At 41.1% G+C, this 16,577-nt stretch carries 14 protein-coding genes; 12 read left to right on the top strand and 2 right to left on the bottom strand.

The window, feature by feature from the left end; all coding sequences use genetic code 11:
- Positions 1-65 precede the first annotated feature (65 nt).
- The 10 genes from V6M43_RS11390 (at position 66) to V6M43_RS11345 (ending at position 12,256) form a co-directional block, all read left to right on the top strand.
- Complete coding sequence (locus V6M43_RS11390; RefSeq protein WP_332735325.1) at positions 66-2,525, top strand: outer membrane beta-barrel protein; 2,460 nt, start codon at positions 66-68, stop codon at positions 2,523-2,525.
- Positions 2,526-2,811: 286 nt separating this feature from the next.
- Positions 2,812-5,271 (top strand): outer membrane beta-barrel family protein, encoded by a 2,460-nt coding sequence (locus tag V6M43_RS11385; protein ID WP_332735323.1) that lies wholly within the window; start codon positions 2,812-2,814, stop codon positions 5,269-5,271.
- A gap of 87 nt (positions 5,272-5,358) precedes the next feature.
- Positions 5,359-5,853 (top strand): YajQ family cyclic di-GMP-binding protein, encoded by a 495-nt coding sequence (locus V6M43_RS11380; protein WP_039129225.1) that lies wholly within the window; start codon positions 5,359-5,361, stop codon positions 5,851-5,853.
- A 135-nt stretch (positions 5,854-5,988) separates the two neighbouring features.
- Positions 5,989-6,237, top strand: a complete 249-nt coding sequence (locus V6M43_RS11375; RefSeq protein WP_039129228.1) for a type B 50S ribosomal protein L31 — start codon at positions 5,989-5,991, stop codon at positions 6,235-6,237.
- An 82-nt stretch (positions 6,238-6,319) separates the two neighbouring features.
- Positions 6,320-7,507: a putative sugar nucleotidyl transferase gene (locus V6M43_RS11370; protein ID WP_332735320.1), complete on the top strand. Its 1,188-nt coding sequence runs from the start codon at positions 6,320-6,322 to the stop codon at positions 7,505-7,507.
- A gap of 15 nt (positions 7,508-7,522) precedes the next feature.
- On the top strand, positions 7,523-8,284 hold the full coding sequence (tpiA, locus tag V6M43_RS11365) for a triose-phosphate isomerase (RefSeq protein WP_332735318.1): 762 nt from the start codon (positions 7,523-7,525) through the stop codon (positions 8,282-8,284).
- 7 nt (positions 8,285-8,291) lie between these two features.
- A complete protein-coding gene (locus tag V6M43_RS11360; RefSeq protein WP_332735316.1) occupies positions 8,292-8,759 on the top strand; it encodes a hemerythrin domain-containing protein in 468 nt (155 codons plus the stop codon).
- A gap of 40 nt (positions 8,760-8,799) precedes the next feature.
- Positions 8,800-9,408: an NAD(P)H-dependent oxidoreductase gene (locus tag V6M43_RS11355; protein WP_332735314.1), complete on the top strand. Its 609-nt coding sequence runs from the start codon at positions 8,800-8,802 to the stop codon at positions 9,406-9,408.
- 3 nt (positions 9,409-9,411) lie between these two features.
- A complete protein-coding gene (locus V6M43_RS11350) occupies positions 9,412-11,292 on the top strand; it encodes a monovalent cation:proton antiporter-2 (CPA2) family protein (protein ID WP_332735312.1) in 1,881 nt (626 codons plus the stop codon).
- 28 nt (positions 11,293-11,320) lie between these two features.
- Entirely contained in the window at positions 11,321-12,256 is a 936-nt protein-coding gene (locus V6M43_RS11345) for a glycosyltransferase family 9 protein (RefSeq protein WP_332735310.1), read from the top strand.
- Here V6M43_RS11345 and V6M43_RS11340 read toward each other — a convergent pair.
- Positions 12,192-13,337: a hypothetical protein gene (locus V6M43_RS11340; protein WP_332735308.1), complete on the bottom strand. Its 1,146-nt coding sequence runs from the start codon at positions 13,335-13,337 to the stop codon at positions 12,192-12,194. The two genes, V6M43_RS11345 and V6M43_RS11340, sit on opposite strands and share 65 nt — an antisense overlap.
- Positions 13,338-13,383: 46 nt before the next feature.
- Here V6M43_RS11340 and V6M43_RS11335 point away from each other — a divergent pair, with 46 nt between their 5' ends.
- Positions 13,384-14,418: a hypothetical protein gene (locus V6M43_RS11335; protein WP_332735306.1), complete on the top strand. Its 1,035-nt coding sequence runs from the start codon at positions 13,384-13,386 to the stop codon at positions 14,416-14,418.
- Between the two features lies 1 nt (position 14,419).
- Here the strand turns inward: V6M43_RS11335 and V6M43_RS11330 are convergent, their stop codons facing one another.
- Positions 14,420-14,674 (bottom strand): acyl-CoA-binding protein, encoded by a 255-nt coding sequence (locus tag V6M43_RS11330; protein WP_332735305.1) that lies wholly within the window; start codon positions 14,672-14,674, stop codon positions 14,420-14,422.
- A 104-nt stretch (positions 14,675-14,778) separates the two neighbouring features.
- On the opposite strand from V6M43_RS11330, the gene lepA reads away from it, so the two are divergent.
- Positions 14,779-16,572, top strand: coding sequence for a translation elongation factor 4 (gene lepA / locus V6M43_RS11325; RefSeq protein WP_332735303.1), 1,794 nt, complete (start codon positions 14,779-14,781; stop codon positions 16,570-16,572).
- Positions 16,573-16,577: the final 5 nt, after the last annotated feature.

Raw genomic sequence — 16,577 nt, 5'->3', positions numbered from 1 at the left:
ACATAGTACCTACCTTTGACTTGTAATAGACCTTAAACGGTACCAAACTAATTAAAGAACCTATCATGAAAAAGTTTCTTACTCTGCTGACACTCGCCTTAACAACCTTATCCTTCCTCAGCCAGGCCCAATCGAAATCAGCCAGCGTACAGGGAATTGTACTCGACCAGAAACAACAGCCTCTAGAGGCAGTAACAGTTAGCCTGCTCCACGCAAAAGATTCATCAGTAGCCAAAATCCTGTCTACCGATAAAACCGGAAAGTTCAATTTCGAAACCATTGGAAGCGGTCAGTATTTAATCATGGTTTCTGCGGTTGGACACCAAAAGACTTTCTCTGCACCGTTACAAATAAATGGTGAGGCCGCGGCTGTAACAGTTCCTTCCATTCAACTGGTTGCCGAGTCTAAAGAGCTTGGAGCAGTTACTGTAACAGCCAGAAAGCCATTTATCGAACAGAAGATTGATAAAATGGTGATCAATGTTGATGCAGCTGTAACCAATGCAGGATCCACTGCTTTGGAAGTTCTCGAAAAAGCCCCGGGGATAAGCGTAGATAAAGATGGCAATATCAGTCTGAAGGGCAAGCAGGGTGTGATGGTGATGATGGATGGAAGGCCTACTTACCTGAGTGCCGAGCAACTGGCAAGCCTGCTCAAGTCAATGCCAGCAAGTTCAATAGAGCAGATTGAGATCATGACTAACCCTTCAGCAAAATATGATGCAGCAGGCAATTCAGGAATCGTGAATATTAAAACGAAAAAGGAAAAGAAAAAAGGATTTAACGGTAGTGTTACCGCCAATTATTCACAAGGAAAATACTGGAGAACGAATAACAGTTTCAATACCAATTATCGTAACGGGAAATTCAATTTGTTTGCCAATGGTGGTTACAGTAAATGGAACAGTTTCCAGGTTTTGGATATAAAAAGGAAATATAAGGATCCCAATTCAAAGGAAGTGACTGATATTTTTGAACAGAGTACTTTCATGCGCAACAACAATGACAATTACAACCTTAAGATTGGTGCTGATTTTTTTGTAACAAAGAAAACAACCTTGGGTATTGTTCTCAATGGTAATATATCTCCTGAAGACTGGACTGCCAATGGCATAAGTTACCTTATGGATAGCCAGCGTGGGGTTGATAGCATCATCAATGCAGATAATCATATAAAAGATCTCTGGAAGAATGGAACGGCAAACCTGAATTTCAGGCATCAGTTTGATTCAACAGGAAAGGAACTAACTGCCGACCTTGATTATGTAACCTACAGATCAAATAATAAACAGAATTTCCTGAACAGTACTTATGATCCTGACTGGAATCTGAAATACAATGAGAGCATGAAAGGTGGGCTACCTGTTAATGTTGATATCTATTCTGCAAAAGTTGATTACGCTCAACCACTCAGCAAGGATATGAAACTTGAAACAGGCTTAAAAACCAGCTTTGTAACTACCGATAACATTGCCAGTTATTCCAACCTTGTTGATGAAAACTGGGAAACAGATTTCAATAAATCTAACCGTTTCCAGTATAAAGAAAATATAATGGCAGGTTACATTAATATTAACAGGCAGATTAAAAAATGGGGAATTCAAACTGGTCTGCGCTATGAGCATACAAATTATGAAGGAAAGCAATTCGATAACCCAACTAAGCAGGATTCATCCTTCAGTAGAAAATATGGTAGTCTTTTCCCAACCGTTTTTATCAGTTATGCAGCCAATGCCAAAAACCAGTTCTCGCTCTCAGTTGGCAGGAGAATTGATCGTCCGGCATACCAGAACCTCAATCCATTCCTGTTCTTTATCGATAAGTTCACTTACGAGGCAGGAAATCCATATCTCCAGCCACAATTTACCAGGAATGTAGAGCTCACACATACTTTCAATAGTATCCTTACAACAACTGTGAATTACAGCAACACTAAAAATCTCTTTAGTGAAACTTTTGACCAGGATGGATATGCAACAATTGTTAGACAGGGTAATATAGGAAAACGTCAGAATGCAGGGATTTCCATTAGTGCCCAGGTGCCGGTTCAGAAATGGTGGACAGCGATCCTTTATTCAAATTATAACTACAGCAAATTTGAAGGGGAGCTTTATGGCGAATCAATCAATGTTGAAGCGGGCAACCTGATGATAAATATAAATAACCAGTTCAAATTCAATAAAGGTTGGAGCGCTGAACTAAGTGGATGGTACAGAACAAAGGGAATTGAAGGCCAGATAATGATCAACCCGATGGGTGCTGCATCAGCTGGTGTTTCCAAGCAGGTGATCAAATCTAAAGGAACGGTAAAATTGAATGTTCGCGATATGTTCTATACCCAGGTAGCACAGGGTGATATTAAATTCCAGTCAACCGAAGCTTGGTTCCGTAACAGCCGTGATTCAAGGGTAGTTAATTTATCGTTCGTTTATCGTTTTGGTAAGCCGATTCAGGGACCATCAAAAAGGAAAACAGGCGGAGCCAGCGATGAACTGAACCGGGTGAAAATGGGAGGCAATAATTAAGTATCATAACCATTAAACCTTTTGGAGAGATGGAGGGATGGAGAGATGGAAAGCCGTTACATTGCCTCAGCCCTTCATCCCTCCATCCCTCCATCTCTCCATCTCTCCATCTCTCCATCTCTCCAAGATAAGTTTCCCCTAATTAATTCGTACCTGATTTGGACCGCTCATGTATTGGTCATTTTTTCTAACCTGTGAAATACAGCAAAAACCATCCGAACCAATTAACTATTGATATCAGATCTTCTTAATGAATTTTACTTATAGTATACCAAAAACCTCATCAATGAAAAAATATCTACTTCTCCTGTTTATTGCTATTGCTGCTTCCGGCATGGCAATAGCGCAATCAACAGCAACTGTAAAAGGAATTATTACCGATGCAACGGGTACGCCTTTGGAGGCCGTTACATTATCACTATACCAGCAGGCAAGTGGTAAGCTGGTAAAAATTTCAACCACCACAAAAAAGGGAGAGTTTGAAATCATCAATCTGGGAGATGGCAGTTATAAGCTTACTGCTTCACTCGTTGGATTCAAACCGTTCGAAAAACAGAATATTGAAATAAAGGGTACTGAGCCTATTAACGTCGGTACGCTTTCACTGGAAGCCGCAACCAGGTCTTTGGAGAATGTAACTGTGGTTGCCAGGAAACCCATGGTAGAAGTAAAAGCTGATAAAACTATTGTGAACGTTGAAGCTTTTATTTCCAATGCCGGTGGCACAGCTTTGGATGTGCTGGAAAAATCACCTGGTATTACAGTTGATCGCGATGGCAATATCAGCCTTAAAGGAAAGCAGGGAGTGATTGTATTAATAGATGGAAAGCAGACTTTTCTGGGTGGACAGGATCTCGCGAATCTGCTTCGTAATACTGCATCCAACCAACTGGAAACTGTGGAGATCATGACCCAGCCGTCAGCAAAATATGATGCTTCAGGTAACAGTGGAATTATAAACATCCGTACTAAGAAAGGTCGCCAGAATGGATTCAATGGCTCTGTTAACTTAAGTTATATCCAGGCGCTGTATCCAAAATCACCAAACAGCCTTAACCTGAATTATAAAAAAGATAAATGGACCTTATTTACAGCACTTAATTATTCTTATTGGGAAGGATTCAATGAACTCAAGCTGGTTCGCAAGTTCCCGGGCAAAGGAGGAGAACCACTTTCTGCCATTTTTGACCAGGAATCCAATGGGCATTTCTCCAGTAAAAATATGGGAATCAGGACTGGTGCAGAATATGCGTTCAATAAAAATACCTCGATAGGTCTGCAGGTAAATGGCACATACAATCCAAGGACTTTTTCATCTGAAGGATCTGCAGCCATTTACGATGGGGAAAGTTTACTTGATTCAACCAATGTTGCCATTAGCAGGAATACTGACAAATGGAAGAATTTTGGAGCCAACTTCAATTTCAGGAAACGCCTCGATACAACAGGCAGGGAAATAACTGCTGATCTTGATCATATATGGTATGGTTCCAATGCTGTGCAAACATCCGACAACTACACCTTTTACCAGCCAGGGAACCAGCTTGCAGATTCTTTTCTGCTGAGGGGTAATCTTCCATCAGATATTAAAATTTACAGCGCGAAAGTAGATTATGTACATCCACTGGGAAAGCTTGGTAAACTGGAAGCAGGATTGAAGACCAGCCTCGTAAAAACAGATAATGATGCACGCTATTATCTATGGGATGCTGATGCAAAAGATTGGGCTGACGATCTTACCCGCAGTAATCATTTCCTCTATGAAGAGAATATAAATGCGGCGTATATTAATTACAGCAGGGAGTTAAAGAAGTGGTCATTCCAGACTGGCCTCCGCATGGAACATACCAATGCCAAGGGCACGCAGCTTTCAAATAATGAAAGCTTCAAAAGAGATTATGCACAGTTATTTCCTACAGCATTCCTTAGCTATAAATTAAATGATAAGAACCAACTCAGTGCAAACTATGGCCGTAGAATTGAAAGACCCAATTACCAGGACATGAACCCATTCCAGTATTTCCTTGACCAGTACACCTTCCGGATGGGCAACCCTTATCTCCAGCCACAATTCAGCCATAACATTGAAGTGTCACATAATTATAAAGGTGTATTGAATACAACACTTAACTATTCAGTAACTACAGATATAATCAATGATATCCTAAAGCAGAATGATAGCACAAAGGTGACCTTCCAGACAAAGGAAAATATCGCCAGGAGAAGAAATGTTGGCATTGCAATAAGTTATAACCAACCCATTACCAAATGGTGGACAGTATCCCTTTATGGAAATGTATTCAATAACCAATTCACAGGTTTCGTAAATGGACTACCACTTGATGCAGGCTTTACTGCATTCATGGCCAATATGAACAACCAGTTCAAATTTGCCAAGACATGGGGAGGTGAGATCAGTGGATTCTACCGCAGTAAAATGCAGGATGGTGGCTTGATCGTGGCATTGCCAATGGGTGTTATAAACTTTGGTGTCTCCAAACAGGTACTGAAATCGAAAGGCACCCTCAAACTTTCTATCAACGATCCATTCTACATACAAAAATTCAGGGGTTATACCCAGTTTGGATCAATTGATACAGAAATCAATGCAAGGTGGGATAACAGGAGAGCAGCGCTAAGTTTCAATTATAGATTTGGCAAATTGCAAAATGGAGGACCACAGCGCCGGAAAACCGGAAGCGCAACTGATGAACAAAATCGTGTTGGTGGAGGTAACCAGCAATAAATATTTCTCTAGAGTGTTAGTTAGTTTAAGGTTAGATCGTCCTGTTTCTACGGGACGATCATTATTTTTGCAGGGTAAAACTTAAATATGCCATCATTTGACCTGGTCAGCAAAGTAGATATCCAGACCCTGGATAATGCCATCAATACAGTAAAGAAGGAGATAACCAACCGCTTTGATTTTAAAGATCAGCATGTACAGATCGATTTGAACAAGAAAGATTATAACCTGGTGATTGAGGTAGAAAGTGATATGAAACTTAACCAGGTTACTGATGTACTGATCAGCCGCACCATCAAACAGGGCCTGGATGCCAATATTTATGATTTTGAGGCAAAGCCAGGCTTCCAGAGTGGTAAGCTGTTTAAAAAAGAAATCCCCGTTCGTAATGGATTGAAACAGGAGGATGCCAAAAAGATCGTGAAACTTATTAAAGATAGCGGGCTGAAAGTTCAGGCTGCCATTATGGAGGATATCGTGAGGGTAACAGCAAAAAAGATCGATGACCTTCAGGCAGTAATTCAGGCCAGTAAAACATGGGGATTGAATATACCGCTTCAATATATTAATATGAAGTCCTGATATTCAATTTTTTATGAATTTTTAGGGTTCAAAGCAGATTTCTTTGGAAGAAACAGTGTAAATGCGCTAATTTTGCGCTTTCGTAAATAAATTAAAATAGTACGGCAAAATCCGTACTGCCTAAAAATAGCAGTTATGAAACAAGGTATCCATCCGCAAAATTATCGCTTTGTAGTATTCCGGGACATGAGTAATGGTGTCTCTTTCCTCAGCAAATCAACCGCCGCAACAAAAGAAACAGTGCAGTGGGAAGACGGTAACGAATATCCGCTTATCAAGTTGGAAATCTCCAATACCTCACATCCCTTCTTTACAGGTAAGAATGTTATGTTGGATACAGCAGGTCGTATCGACAAGTTCAAAAAGAAATACGCGAAAAAATAAAAGAAAGAAACCGGCAAATGCCGGTTTTTTTATTGGTGCCTCCTCCATGTTTCAGTCATGCTTTTTTGCATACCTTTAAAGCATGCAATGCATTATCTTCTCCGAAGAATATTGCCAGCCAGAAAACCTCTTTCCATTTACCTTGACCCGTCGGATACAGGATATCCGAATTGGTATACTCACCATCCGTGAAAAATGGGAGTTGATGCTGAAACTACCATCGTATGATAAATGGGAAGGAGATTATAAGGAGGGCGATCGTTCTGTAACCATTGATTCCAAAATCAACGAGGGTCATTATCTTTTGGTTCATTCCAATATTATTCCAACCCCTGCACTTGCAAAGGCTGTTATCTCACTGGAGCCCGGTCAGTTTCTTACCCATCCCATTGCCGGGGCAATAGCATTTCATTTTCATTCCAGCGATGTAACCAGCCTCCATAAAATCAGGGTTCGTGAAACAATATCCTTTCAGGATGATACACCTAAAATCGTATATCCATGGGATATTTTCCACCTGAATGATACTGCCATGCGGCTTGATTTTGATCTCCTTACGAAGGACAAAAGATCAGCGCCAATTTCACCAACAAATAAGGTCAGCAATGAGGAGCAGGTTTTTATCGAAGAAGGCGCAAGTGTAGAACACGCAATAATAAATGCGGTTACGGGTCCGGTTTATATAGGAAGAAATGCACTGGTAATGGAAGGAACAACCATCCGTGGTCCCCTCGCCGTTTGTGAGGATGCTGTAATCAAAATGGGATCAAGAATTTATGGTGCCACAACCATTGGCCCTGCCTGTACAGCTGGTGGTGAAATAAAGAATACAGTCATGATGGGGTATTCCAATAAAGCGCATGATGGATACCTTGGCGATTCTGTTATTGGAGAGTGGTGTAATATCGGAGCCGGCAGTTCAGCGTCAAATATTAAAAACAATGCAGGAGAGGTGCTTGTATACTCGCCTGCAAGTGAAGGAAATAAAGCAATGACGGGCATTAAATGTGGTTTGTTGATGGGAGATTATAGCAGGGCTTCCATCAATTCCTCTTTTAATACAGGAACTGTGGTGGGTGTATCATGCAGTATTTTTGGATCGGGGTTATTACCCAAATACATTCCCAATTTTTCCTGGGGCGCAGATGGTATACGCAAATATGATTATGATAAGTCCATCAGAGATATTCGAAATTGGAAAAAACTGAAAGATGTGGTATTGAGTGAAAGAGAAGAGAATATCTTAAAATACATTTACGATAATTATTAAATCAACACCAATAGAATGAGAAAGCAAATCGCAGCAGCAAATTGGAAAATGAATCTAACTTACCAGCAGGGAGAAAAACTGTTGGATGAAATCCTGAAAGCTAAAACTCCGCTTCACTTTCACCAGCAGGTTATATTCGCAGTACCCTTTCCTTATCTTATAATGGCCAACAGCGAAGTTGCCAATGAATCTAATTATTCAGTTGCTGCACAGAATTGCCACCATAAAAAATCAGGAGCGTTTACAGGTGAAGTGGCACCTGAAATGTTATACTCCATCGGCATAAAATATTGCATTATTGGTCATAGTGAGCGTCGTGAATACTTTAATGAAACAAATGCCCAACTGGCAGAAAAGATCGACCTTCTTCTCGGCCAGGGAATTCAACCCATTTTCTGTTGTGGAGAACCGTTATCCATTCGTGAAGCAGGGAGCCAGAATAGTTATGTGGAAACACAACTGGCAGAATCTTTGTTTCACCTTCAGCCAGACCAGGCAGAGAAACTGATTATAGCATATGAACCTATCTGGGCTATTGGTACAGGTAAAACGGCATCTGCAGAGCAGGCCCAGGAAATGCATGCCCATATCAGGACTGTTCTGAAAGAAAAATTTGGAAATGACATCGCTGATTCAATTTCCATTCTTTATGGAGGAAGTGTGAAAGGCGCCAATGCCCGCGAAATATTCAGTGGTGAAGATGTTGATGGTGGCCTCGTAGGTGGGGCGTCTCTTGTAAAAGAGGAGTTTATAGCAATAATGGAAGCACTTAAATAATTATATTATGCAAAGGGCTGATGCACTACAACCATTGTCGAGGCAGCATAAGGCTGCTTTGATGACCTGTTTACTGATCCGCAAAGGCATCAGTAAACAGGCCCCGGTAGGAGTTATGACAGATTTTTTCCTTAAAAGCTGGGAGCAGGATCTTTTGCCTCATTTTAAAGAAGAAGAATCAAAGCTCATCCCTGTGCTTAAAGGTTATCCTGAAGGGAAGGTTTTTGCAGAAACCATACTGCGCGATCATGAATTGATTCGAACCGGAATGGAACATTTGAAACAGGAAGGAGTAACTTACAGGTTATTATCAGATCTCACCGACCAGCTTGATCAGCATGTACGGTATGAAGAACGGATTGTTTTTCAAACGATGCAATCATTTGTTCCGCCAGATAAACTCCAGAAGTTAATGTTCCATGAGGATGATCACCAGCCTGTTTGCAACAGCTACAAAAATCATTTCTGGGAATAGCTTTTTTTCATTTCAAGTTTTTACTCATGTAATTTTTAGAATGGCTAAAATTCTTGTGCTCTTTGCTCACCCGGCATTTGAAAAATCCAGGGTTCATCTTAAACTGGTAAAACATATTCCTTCTCAGCAGGGAATTCGTTTTCATGATCTGTATGAAAACTATCCTGACTTCCATATTGATATTGAAAGGGAACAGCAGCTCCTGCTTCAGCATGATATTATAATATTTCAGCACCCCTTTTATTGGTACAGTGCACCCGCCATTATTAAACAATGGATGGACCTTGTACTTGAACATGGATGGGCATATGGACGTACGGGTAAGGTTCTCACAGGAAAGATTATGCTTAATGCCATTAGTTGCGGCGGCTCACTTCAATCATATCTTCCAACGGGTAAGAACAATAGAAAGATCCGTGATTACCTGCTTCCTTTTGAACACAGTGCAACCCTTTGCAATATGGAATACTGGCCTCCTTTTGTAATTCATGGCACCCATAAGCTCACCGAAACAGATATGCATCTGCACGCCATTCAATATGAGCAGCTATTACTTTCCCTCGCTGATGACCGCTTCAGTATTGCTGAAAAAAATACCTGCAATTATATGAATGATCTTATTCCAATACCATCATCCATACAATCATAATATATGGATCAGCAATCTTTTTTATTCCAGAGCCTGGTTTACCTCACTGCGGCTGTAATACTGGTTCCCCTGGTTAAAAAAGCAGGCCTGGGTTCTGTTCTTGGATATATAATTGCTGGTATTGTGATTGGACCTGCAATTCTTAATCTCGCGGGAGACAGGAGTACTGATATCATGCATGTAGCAGAATTCGGGGTGGTGATCATGTTGTTCATTATAGGCCTTGAACTTGAACCCGAACTTCTATGGAAACTCAGAAAGTCAATTGTTGGATTGGGAGGATTACAGGTATTGATCACCGTTATTGTCATCGCAGGCATTACAGCCGCTTTAGGTTTCACCTGGCAACAATCCCTTGCTACAGGAATGATACTCGCTCCCAGTTCAACAGCCATTGTACTTCAAACATTGCAGGAAAAAGGGCTCATGAAAAGTGAAGCCGGACAAAGTAGTTTTGCGGTTTTGTTATTCCAGGATATTGCAGTAATCCCCATGCTCAGTATTCTTCCATTACTATCTACATTGTCAGCTTCTCAAGCTAATCATGAAACGGAAGGTTCCTTTATAGCCCAACAACCGGGATGGCTTCAAACATTGATCGTATTGGGAGCAGTTGGCGGAATAGTTCTTGCAGGGCGGTACCTGGTTAAACCCTTGCTCCGATTAGTGGCAGGGGCAAGGATAAGGGAGATTTTTACAGCTACCGCCTTACTTCTCGTAATAGGCATAACAGTATTAATGAGTTTGGTGGGATTGAGTCCGGCCCTTGGAACATTTCTTGGGGGTGTGGTACTTGCCAATAGTGAATACCGGCATGAACTGGAAAGTGATATAGAACCATTCAAAGGATTGCTATTGGGGTTATTTTTTATTGCAGTAGGAGCGTCTATAAATTTCAATCTTATTGCTTCAGAACCTTTGCAATTAGCGTTAGTGTTATTTGCCCTACTGCTGGTGAAGGGGATCATCTTATGGTTTCTCGGCAAATCCTTTAAACTTAGTACCGATCAGAATGCGTTGTTTTCACTGGGCTTATGCCAAACAGGGGAGTTCGCATTTGTTTTGCTCTCTTATAGCAGGCAGGAGAAAATCATACCAGATTCTTCGGCTGATATGATTCTGGCAGCAGTAGCCCTAAGTATGGCCCTAACGCCACTTCTTTTTATTCTCAATGAAAAAATTATCCAACCCAAATTTGGAACACTTGAAAAGAATGATAAAGCCGCTGATATAATTGATGAGAAGAACCCAGTTATCATTGCCGGTTTCGGGCATTTTGGAAATACAGTTGGCAGGTTTCTGAAGGCTCATGGTATTGGAACAACTATTCTGGATATTGATTCTGACCGGGTGGACTTTCTTCGTAAAATGGGATTTAAGGTTTATTATGGAGATGCATCAAGGTATGATCTTCTTCATGCCGCAGGTGCAGAACAGGCCAGCATCATTCTGGTAACAATTTCAGATGCAGAAAAAAGGTTGGAAATGATTGAAACCATAAAAAAGCATTTCCCCAATCTGCAGATCATGGTGAGAGCGGCTAACCGTAATGATGCATATGACCAGATGAATGCGGGTATGCTTAATATATATCGTGAAACACTTGATAGTTCACTTCGAATGGGGGTGGATACTATGAAAAAGCTGGGATTCCGTGCATATACAGCTCAAAGGGCTGCTATCACTTTCCGGAAATACGATGAATGGTCACTGAAAAAACTTTCATCTATCCGTGATCAGAAACTTTATATCAATACCTCACGGGAATTCATAGAGGAAATGGAAAAGATCATTCAAAATGACAATAGAATGCCAAACCTATCCGTTGATAAGGGCTGGGAAGAAGAAGGTCTTATCCAGGATGCCAAGCAGGAGGACCAATAATTAAAAGCAAACTTGTATTTTTAGCGCCATGACACAGAAAAGAAAGATCCTGGTTATTAAAACAGGAGCCGCCGGAGATGTTGTTAGAACTACTTCAGTATTGAACCTGTTTAAGGATGATAGTGTGGTTTGGCTTACAAGCGAACCCTATATTGCATTTTTCCAGGATCTTGATCAGGAGATAGCTGTTTTCGATATTAATAATTATCCCGATACAGTATTGTCTGATGTTTATGACCTCGTGCTCTCCCAGGAAGAGGAAGCTGATTGCGCCAAACTTGCCAGTTCTCTTAATACTAAAAAACTGGTTGGCGTATACTGGGATAATGGTATAAAGTATACAAATGATTCTAAGCCATGGCTTGACATGAGTCTTATTTCACCTTTAGGTAAGGAAGCAGCCAACGAATTGAAAAAGGTCAATCCATACAGTTTCCAGGAACTCTTTTTTCAAAGTCTGGGGGTTCCATTTACCGGTCAGCCATACAAGATATATCAGCCCCCCGTTGAAAGAAATAAACGCAGGATTGGTATTGAGAAAACAGCAGGTGCAAGATGGGCATATAAACAGTGGCATGGCTATGAGGCACTTGGTAACCAGTTAGAGAAAGAAGGGTTTGAGGTTATTTATTTTGGTAAGCGGGAAGATATACGAGATTATCTGCGTGAAATAAATTCCTGCGGTTTTGTTTTGTCGGGTGATACGCTAGCCATGCATATTGCTCTGGCCTATGGCATTCCAGGCATTGCCATATTCAACTGTACCAGTCCAACAGAAATCTACGACTACAACCTGCTCCTGAAAATAGTCAATCCAAAGCTGAATGATTATTTCTATTCCACTGGAAATGATCCCGAAGTTTCAAAGATCATTCCTTATGAAACAGTTTATAATGCATTCAAACAGCATTATGGGAAATTTTATCCAACCCTGATTCAAACAGGGGATACTGTTTCTTCCTGATAGCATCTATGGTAAATGAACCGGAAACATTCTGTGCTGCCAGTGCCATTTCGTGATAAGCGGCTTTGTGGCTTATCATATAATTTAAATAGTCTTTTATATCTGTCGCATTTTGGTACCGGAAAGAAGATGATTCCATAACCGGGTCTATTACCAGTGATCGGGGTACTATAAAAGGTTTAGCATGTTTTATAATATCAAAAATGTTACCTGATGATTTTGTGATACCATATACTTCGGGAATACCATCGCAAATACTGGTTTCAACCACTGATGGCACCCACACAAAATGACAGCTATTCATGCACTTATCAAATACTTCCTGGTCAACAATTCTGGTCTCATACCAGGTGATTCTTCTGGTTTCTATTTCTGAACATCTTTTCCAGATTGATCGCGCATAATCATCATCGCCTCCTCCCAATAATATGAATTGAACAGGCATATCCAGGGTAAGGGTAAGGAGCTCAAAGACCATCTCATAATTTCTTCGCCTCCGGTCTATAGAACCAGGAATTACTATTTTAATATTATCATCAATAAACGTAACTGATAATTTTGCTTCATATACTGCTCCTGGCACAGTAAAGATTGCCCTTGCCCCCCCACTTTCAGATTCCAGGTAAGGCTTAACCGTTTCAGACACTGTATTAAATGCATTTACTCTTTTTGAAAGCAATCTCTTTCCAATATATTTTATTATGCTTCTGGGAGATAAACGGGGCTTATCATGAAAAAGACAATTAACATCATGAACGGTGAGGACTGTTTGCAACTTTGGTAACCGGTATAACATCCATGCATACACTACATGGTGCATACTAACTGTATTAAGATAAAGGAAAGAAATTTCTTCTGTTTTTATGATGCCGATCATACGATTACAATATGACCAGGTAGATTCGTTATTTAACCGGATTACCCAAAAATACCGTTTTGCATCTTCGCCAAATAAATCATAAAGGCGATCAGCTGTTCCCTGGTTAACAAACAGGTAAATAGTGTTATGGCCATTATCAAATAAGCGAATAACCGGATATACGCCCTCAAAATGTTCTGTTTCCTGGATACCAAGCTTCATTGCAATTCATACATTTACCAAATTAATATTACGTATTATTCCCGTTATGGCATCCGACCGTTATTTTCTGCATACCTATCACTCCATTCGCTTTATGCATGGAGGGGTTGGTAATACCGATGCTGAGAAGATATTACTTGCTGAAGGTTACCTGCCTGTCAGGCTTCCGGAAAGCCATAGTTTGCTGGGAACATTCAGGAGATGGCTTGCTATGAAACGTATTCTTAGAAAAATATCTCCGGGATCTCTGGTTGTATGTCAGTTTCCACTTTATCCCCGTATGTACCAGTTGATGATCAGCCAGCTCAGGGAAAAGGATATCGACATTATTTTGTTGGTGGCAGATATCGATGGTTTAAAAGACGGCAACCCGAGCCTGCTTATTAAAGAATTAAAGCAGATGGCTTCATTTAATTATTTCGTTGCGCATAATAACGCGATGATGAAATATTTATCGCACCAGCTTCCTGCTGCTAAATTTGTTCAGTGGGGGCCTTTCGATTTTCTTACTAAGCCGCGATTCGTCCCGCGTAAAATAAGCAACGAAATATGTTTCGCTGGCAACCTCGGGAAAAGTAAATTTCTCGATGAACTCGATCATTTACCACAATTGTATTTTCATACTTACGGGCCCGACCCATCGAAGTTTTTAAAAGCAGCCGGCAATTGTAAATGGTATGGCGTATTTGATCCGTATGAGCTACCAGCAATGATTCAGGGAAGTTTCGGACTTATATGGGATGGCGATTCAATACATCAGGCTTCTGGTAGCCTCGGTGATTATATGCAGTATATAAACCATCATAAATTATCACTTTATATTCTGGCTGGAATGCCCGTGTTGGCGCCAGTATTTGCCGGTTCGGCAGCTTATATACGCGAAAATGGAATAGGGTGGCTAATAAATAGTCTGGATGAAATTCCAGGTTTGATATCTGCATTAACAGAAGATGATTACCAAAGGGCAATCAGTAATATGCGAAACATGGCAAATGAAATCAGCGAAGGGAATCATCTTCGTAGTGCATTGCGGGAAATGGAAAACCTCATAAAAAATCCCACCATTAGAGGTGGGATCTGAATCAATTCCTTAGTTTTTGAACAAGGTTAATATATTCCTGCCGGGCCTCATCCTGGGTCTTTCCCTGAAGTGCTGACCAGGCTTCGTATTTTGCCTTAGCCACAAAATCGAACATGGCAGGAGCTTCGCCATTCACATCACCTTCAGTTGCCTGCTTATATAAGGAATAAAGCTGTAACAGAGTATCATTGCTGGGTCGCTCTTTAAGCTCCTTACTTTCTGCTACCGCCTGCTCAAATTGTTGATTTAGATCCATGTCCCTTGAAAATTTGCTGCAAAAGTAGTTGTTTTTAGCTTAGTATAAAGGTATTACTGCGACCTTTTTGCTTACCTTTGCAGACTTATTTAAGAAACCACCAGATGAAGAATATCCGGAATTTTTGCATTATTGCCCATATTGACCACGGAAAGAGCACCCTGGCAGATCGCCTGCTGCAAAGTACAGGTACTATCAGCGATCGTGATATGATGGACCAGGTACTGGATGATATGGATCTGGAGCGTGAAAAAGGCATTACCATCAAGAGCCATGCTATTCAAATCAATTATAAGCATGTTAATGGCCAGGAATATATTCTAAACCTCATTGATACACCAGGCCACGTTGACTTCAGTTATGAGGTGAGCAGGGCGCTCGCTGCCTGCGAGGGTGCCTTATTGCTCGTAGATGCTACACAGGGCATACAGGCACAGACTATTAGTAATCTTTACCTGGCCATCGACAATGACCTGGAGATCATTCCGGTGATCAATAAGATAGACATGGATGGTGCCATGATAGAAGAAGTGAAGGACCAGATTGTGGAGTTGGTGGGCTGTAAACCAGAGGAGATACTTCTTGCCAGTGGTCGTACCGGACTGGGAGTGGACAAAATCCTTGAAGCAATTGTAGAAAGAATTCCTGCACCAAAAGGAAATCCTGAAGCACCTCTTCAGGCATTGATCTTTGACAGTGTTTTTAATAGTTTTAGAGGCATCATCGTATACTACAGAATTCTGCACGGCAAGATCCGTAAAGGAGATAAAGTAAAGTTCGTGTCTACCGACCAGGAATATTTTGCAGATGAGATAGGTATCCTGAAACTAAAGATGACTGAGAAAAAAGAGGTGCTGGCGGGCGATGTTGGATATATCATTACCGGTATCAAGAATGCCAAGGAAGTAAAGGTGGGAGATACCATTACATTGGCAAACAATCCCACGCCTGAAATGATCAGGGGATTTGAGGAAGTGAAGCCAATGGTATTTGCAGGAATCTTCCCTGTTGAAACAGATGAATTTGAGGAATTGCGCGAATGCATGGATAAACTGCAACTCAACGATGCTTCACTTACATATGAACTGGAGACTTCACAGGCACTTGGTTTCGGCTTCCGTTGCGGATTCCTTGGCATGCTGCATATGGAAATCATCCAGGAGAGACTGGAGCGTGAGTTTAACCAGACTGTTATCACTACTGTACCCAACGTAAGTTTCATCGCCTACACAAGCAAGGGTGAAAAAGTGATTGTAAACAATCCTACTGAAATGCCCGATCCAAGCCGGATCGATAGAATTGAAGAACCTTTCATCAAAGCACAGATCATCACCAAGCCCGAATACATTGGGAATATCATGACACTCTGCCTTGGGAAAAGAGGAATTCTTATAAACCAGAGTTACCTGACTACAACACGTGTTGAACTGGTATTCGAACTTCCGCTTACAGAAATCGTCTTTGATTTCTATGATAAACTTAAAAGCCAGACCAGAGGGTATGCTTCATTTGATTATCATCCTATTGGTTACCGTGAAGCAGATATTGTAAAAATGGATATCCTGCTTAATGCTGAAAGGGTAGATGCCCTCAGTGCCCTGATACATCGGGCACGTGCTAATGATTTCGGCCGCAAACTTTGCGAGAAATTAAAAGAACTCCTGCCAAGGCAGCAATTCCTTATAGCTATCCAGGCCGCCATCGGCGCTAAGGTAGTTGCAAGGGAAAACATCAGTGCTATGCGCAAAGATGTTACCGCGAAATGTTATGGTGGCGATATCAGTCGTAAGCGAAAATTATTGGAGAAACAGAAAGAAGGTAAGAAGCGCATGCGTCAGATCGGTGCAGTTGAAATACCCCAGGAAGCATTTCTTGCTGTGCTTAAACTGGATGATTAGGCCAT

This window comes from Flavihumibacter sp. (assembly GCF_036676075.1).
Classification (GTDB): Bacteria; Bacteroidota; Bacteroidia; order Chitinophagales; family Chitinophagaceae; genus Flavihumibacter.
This window is presented reverse-complemented; position numbering and strand designations above follow the sequence as displayed.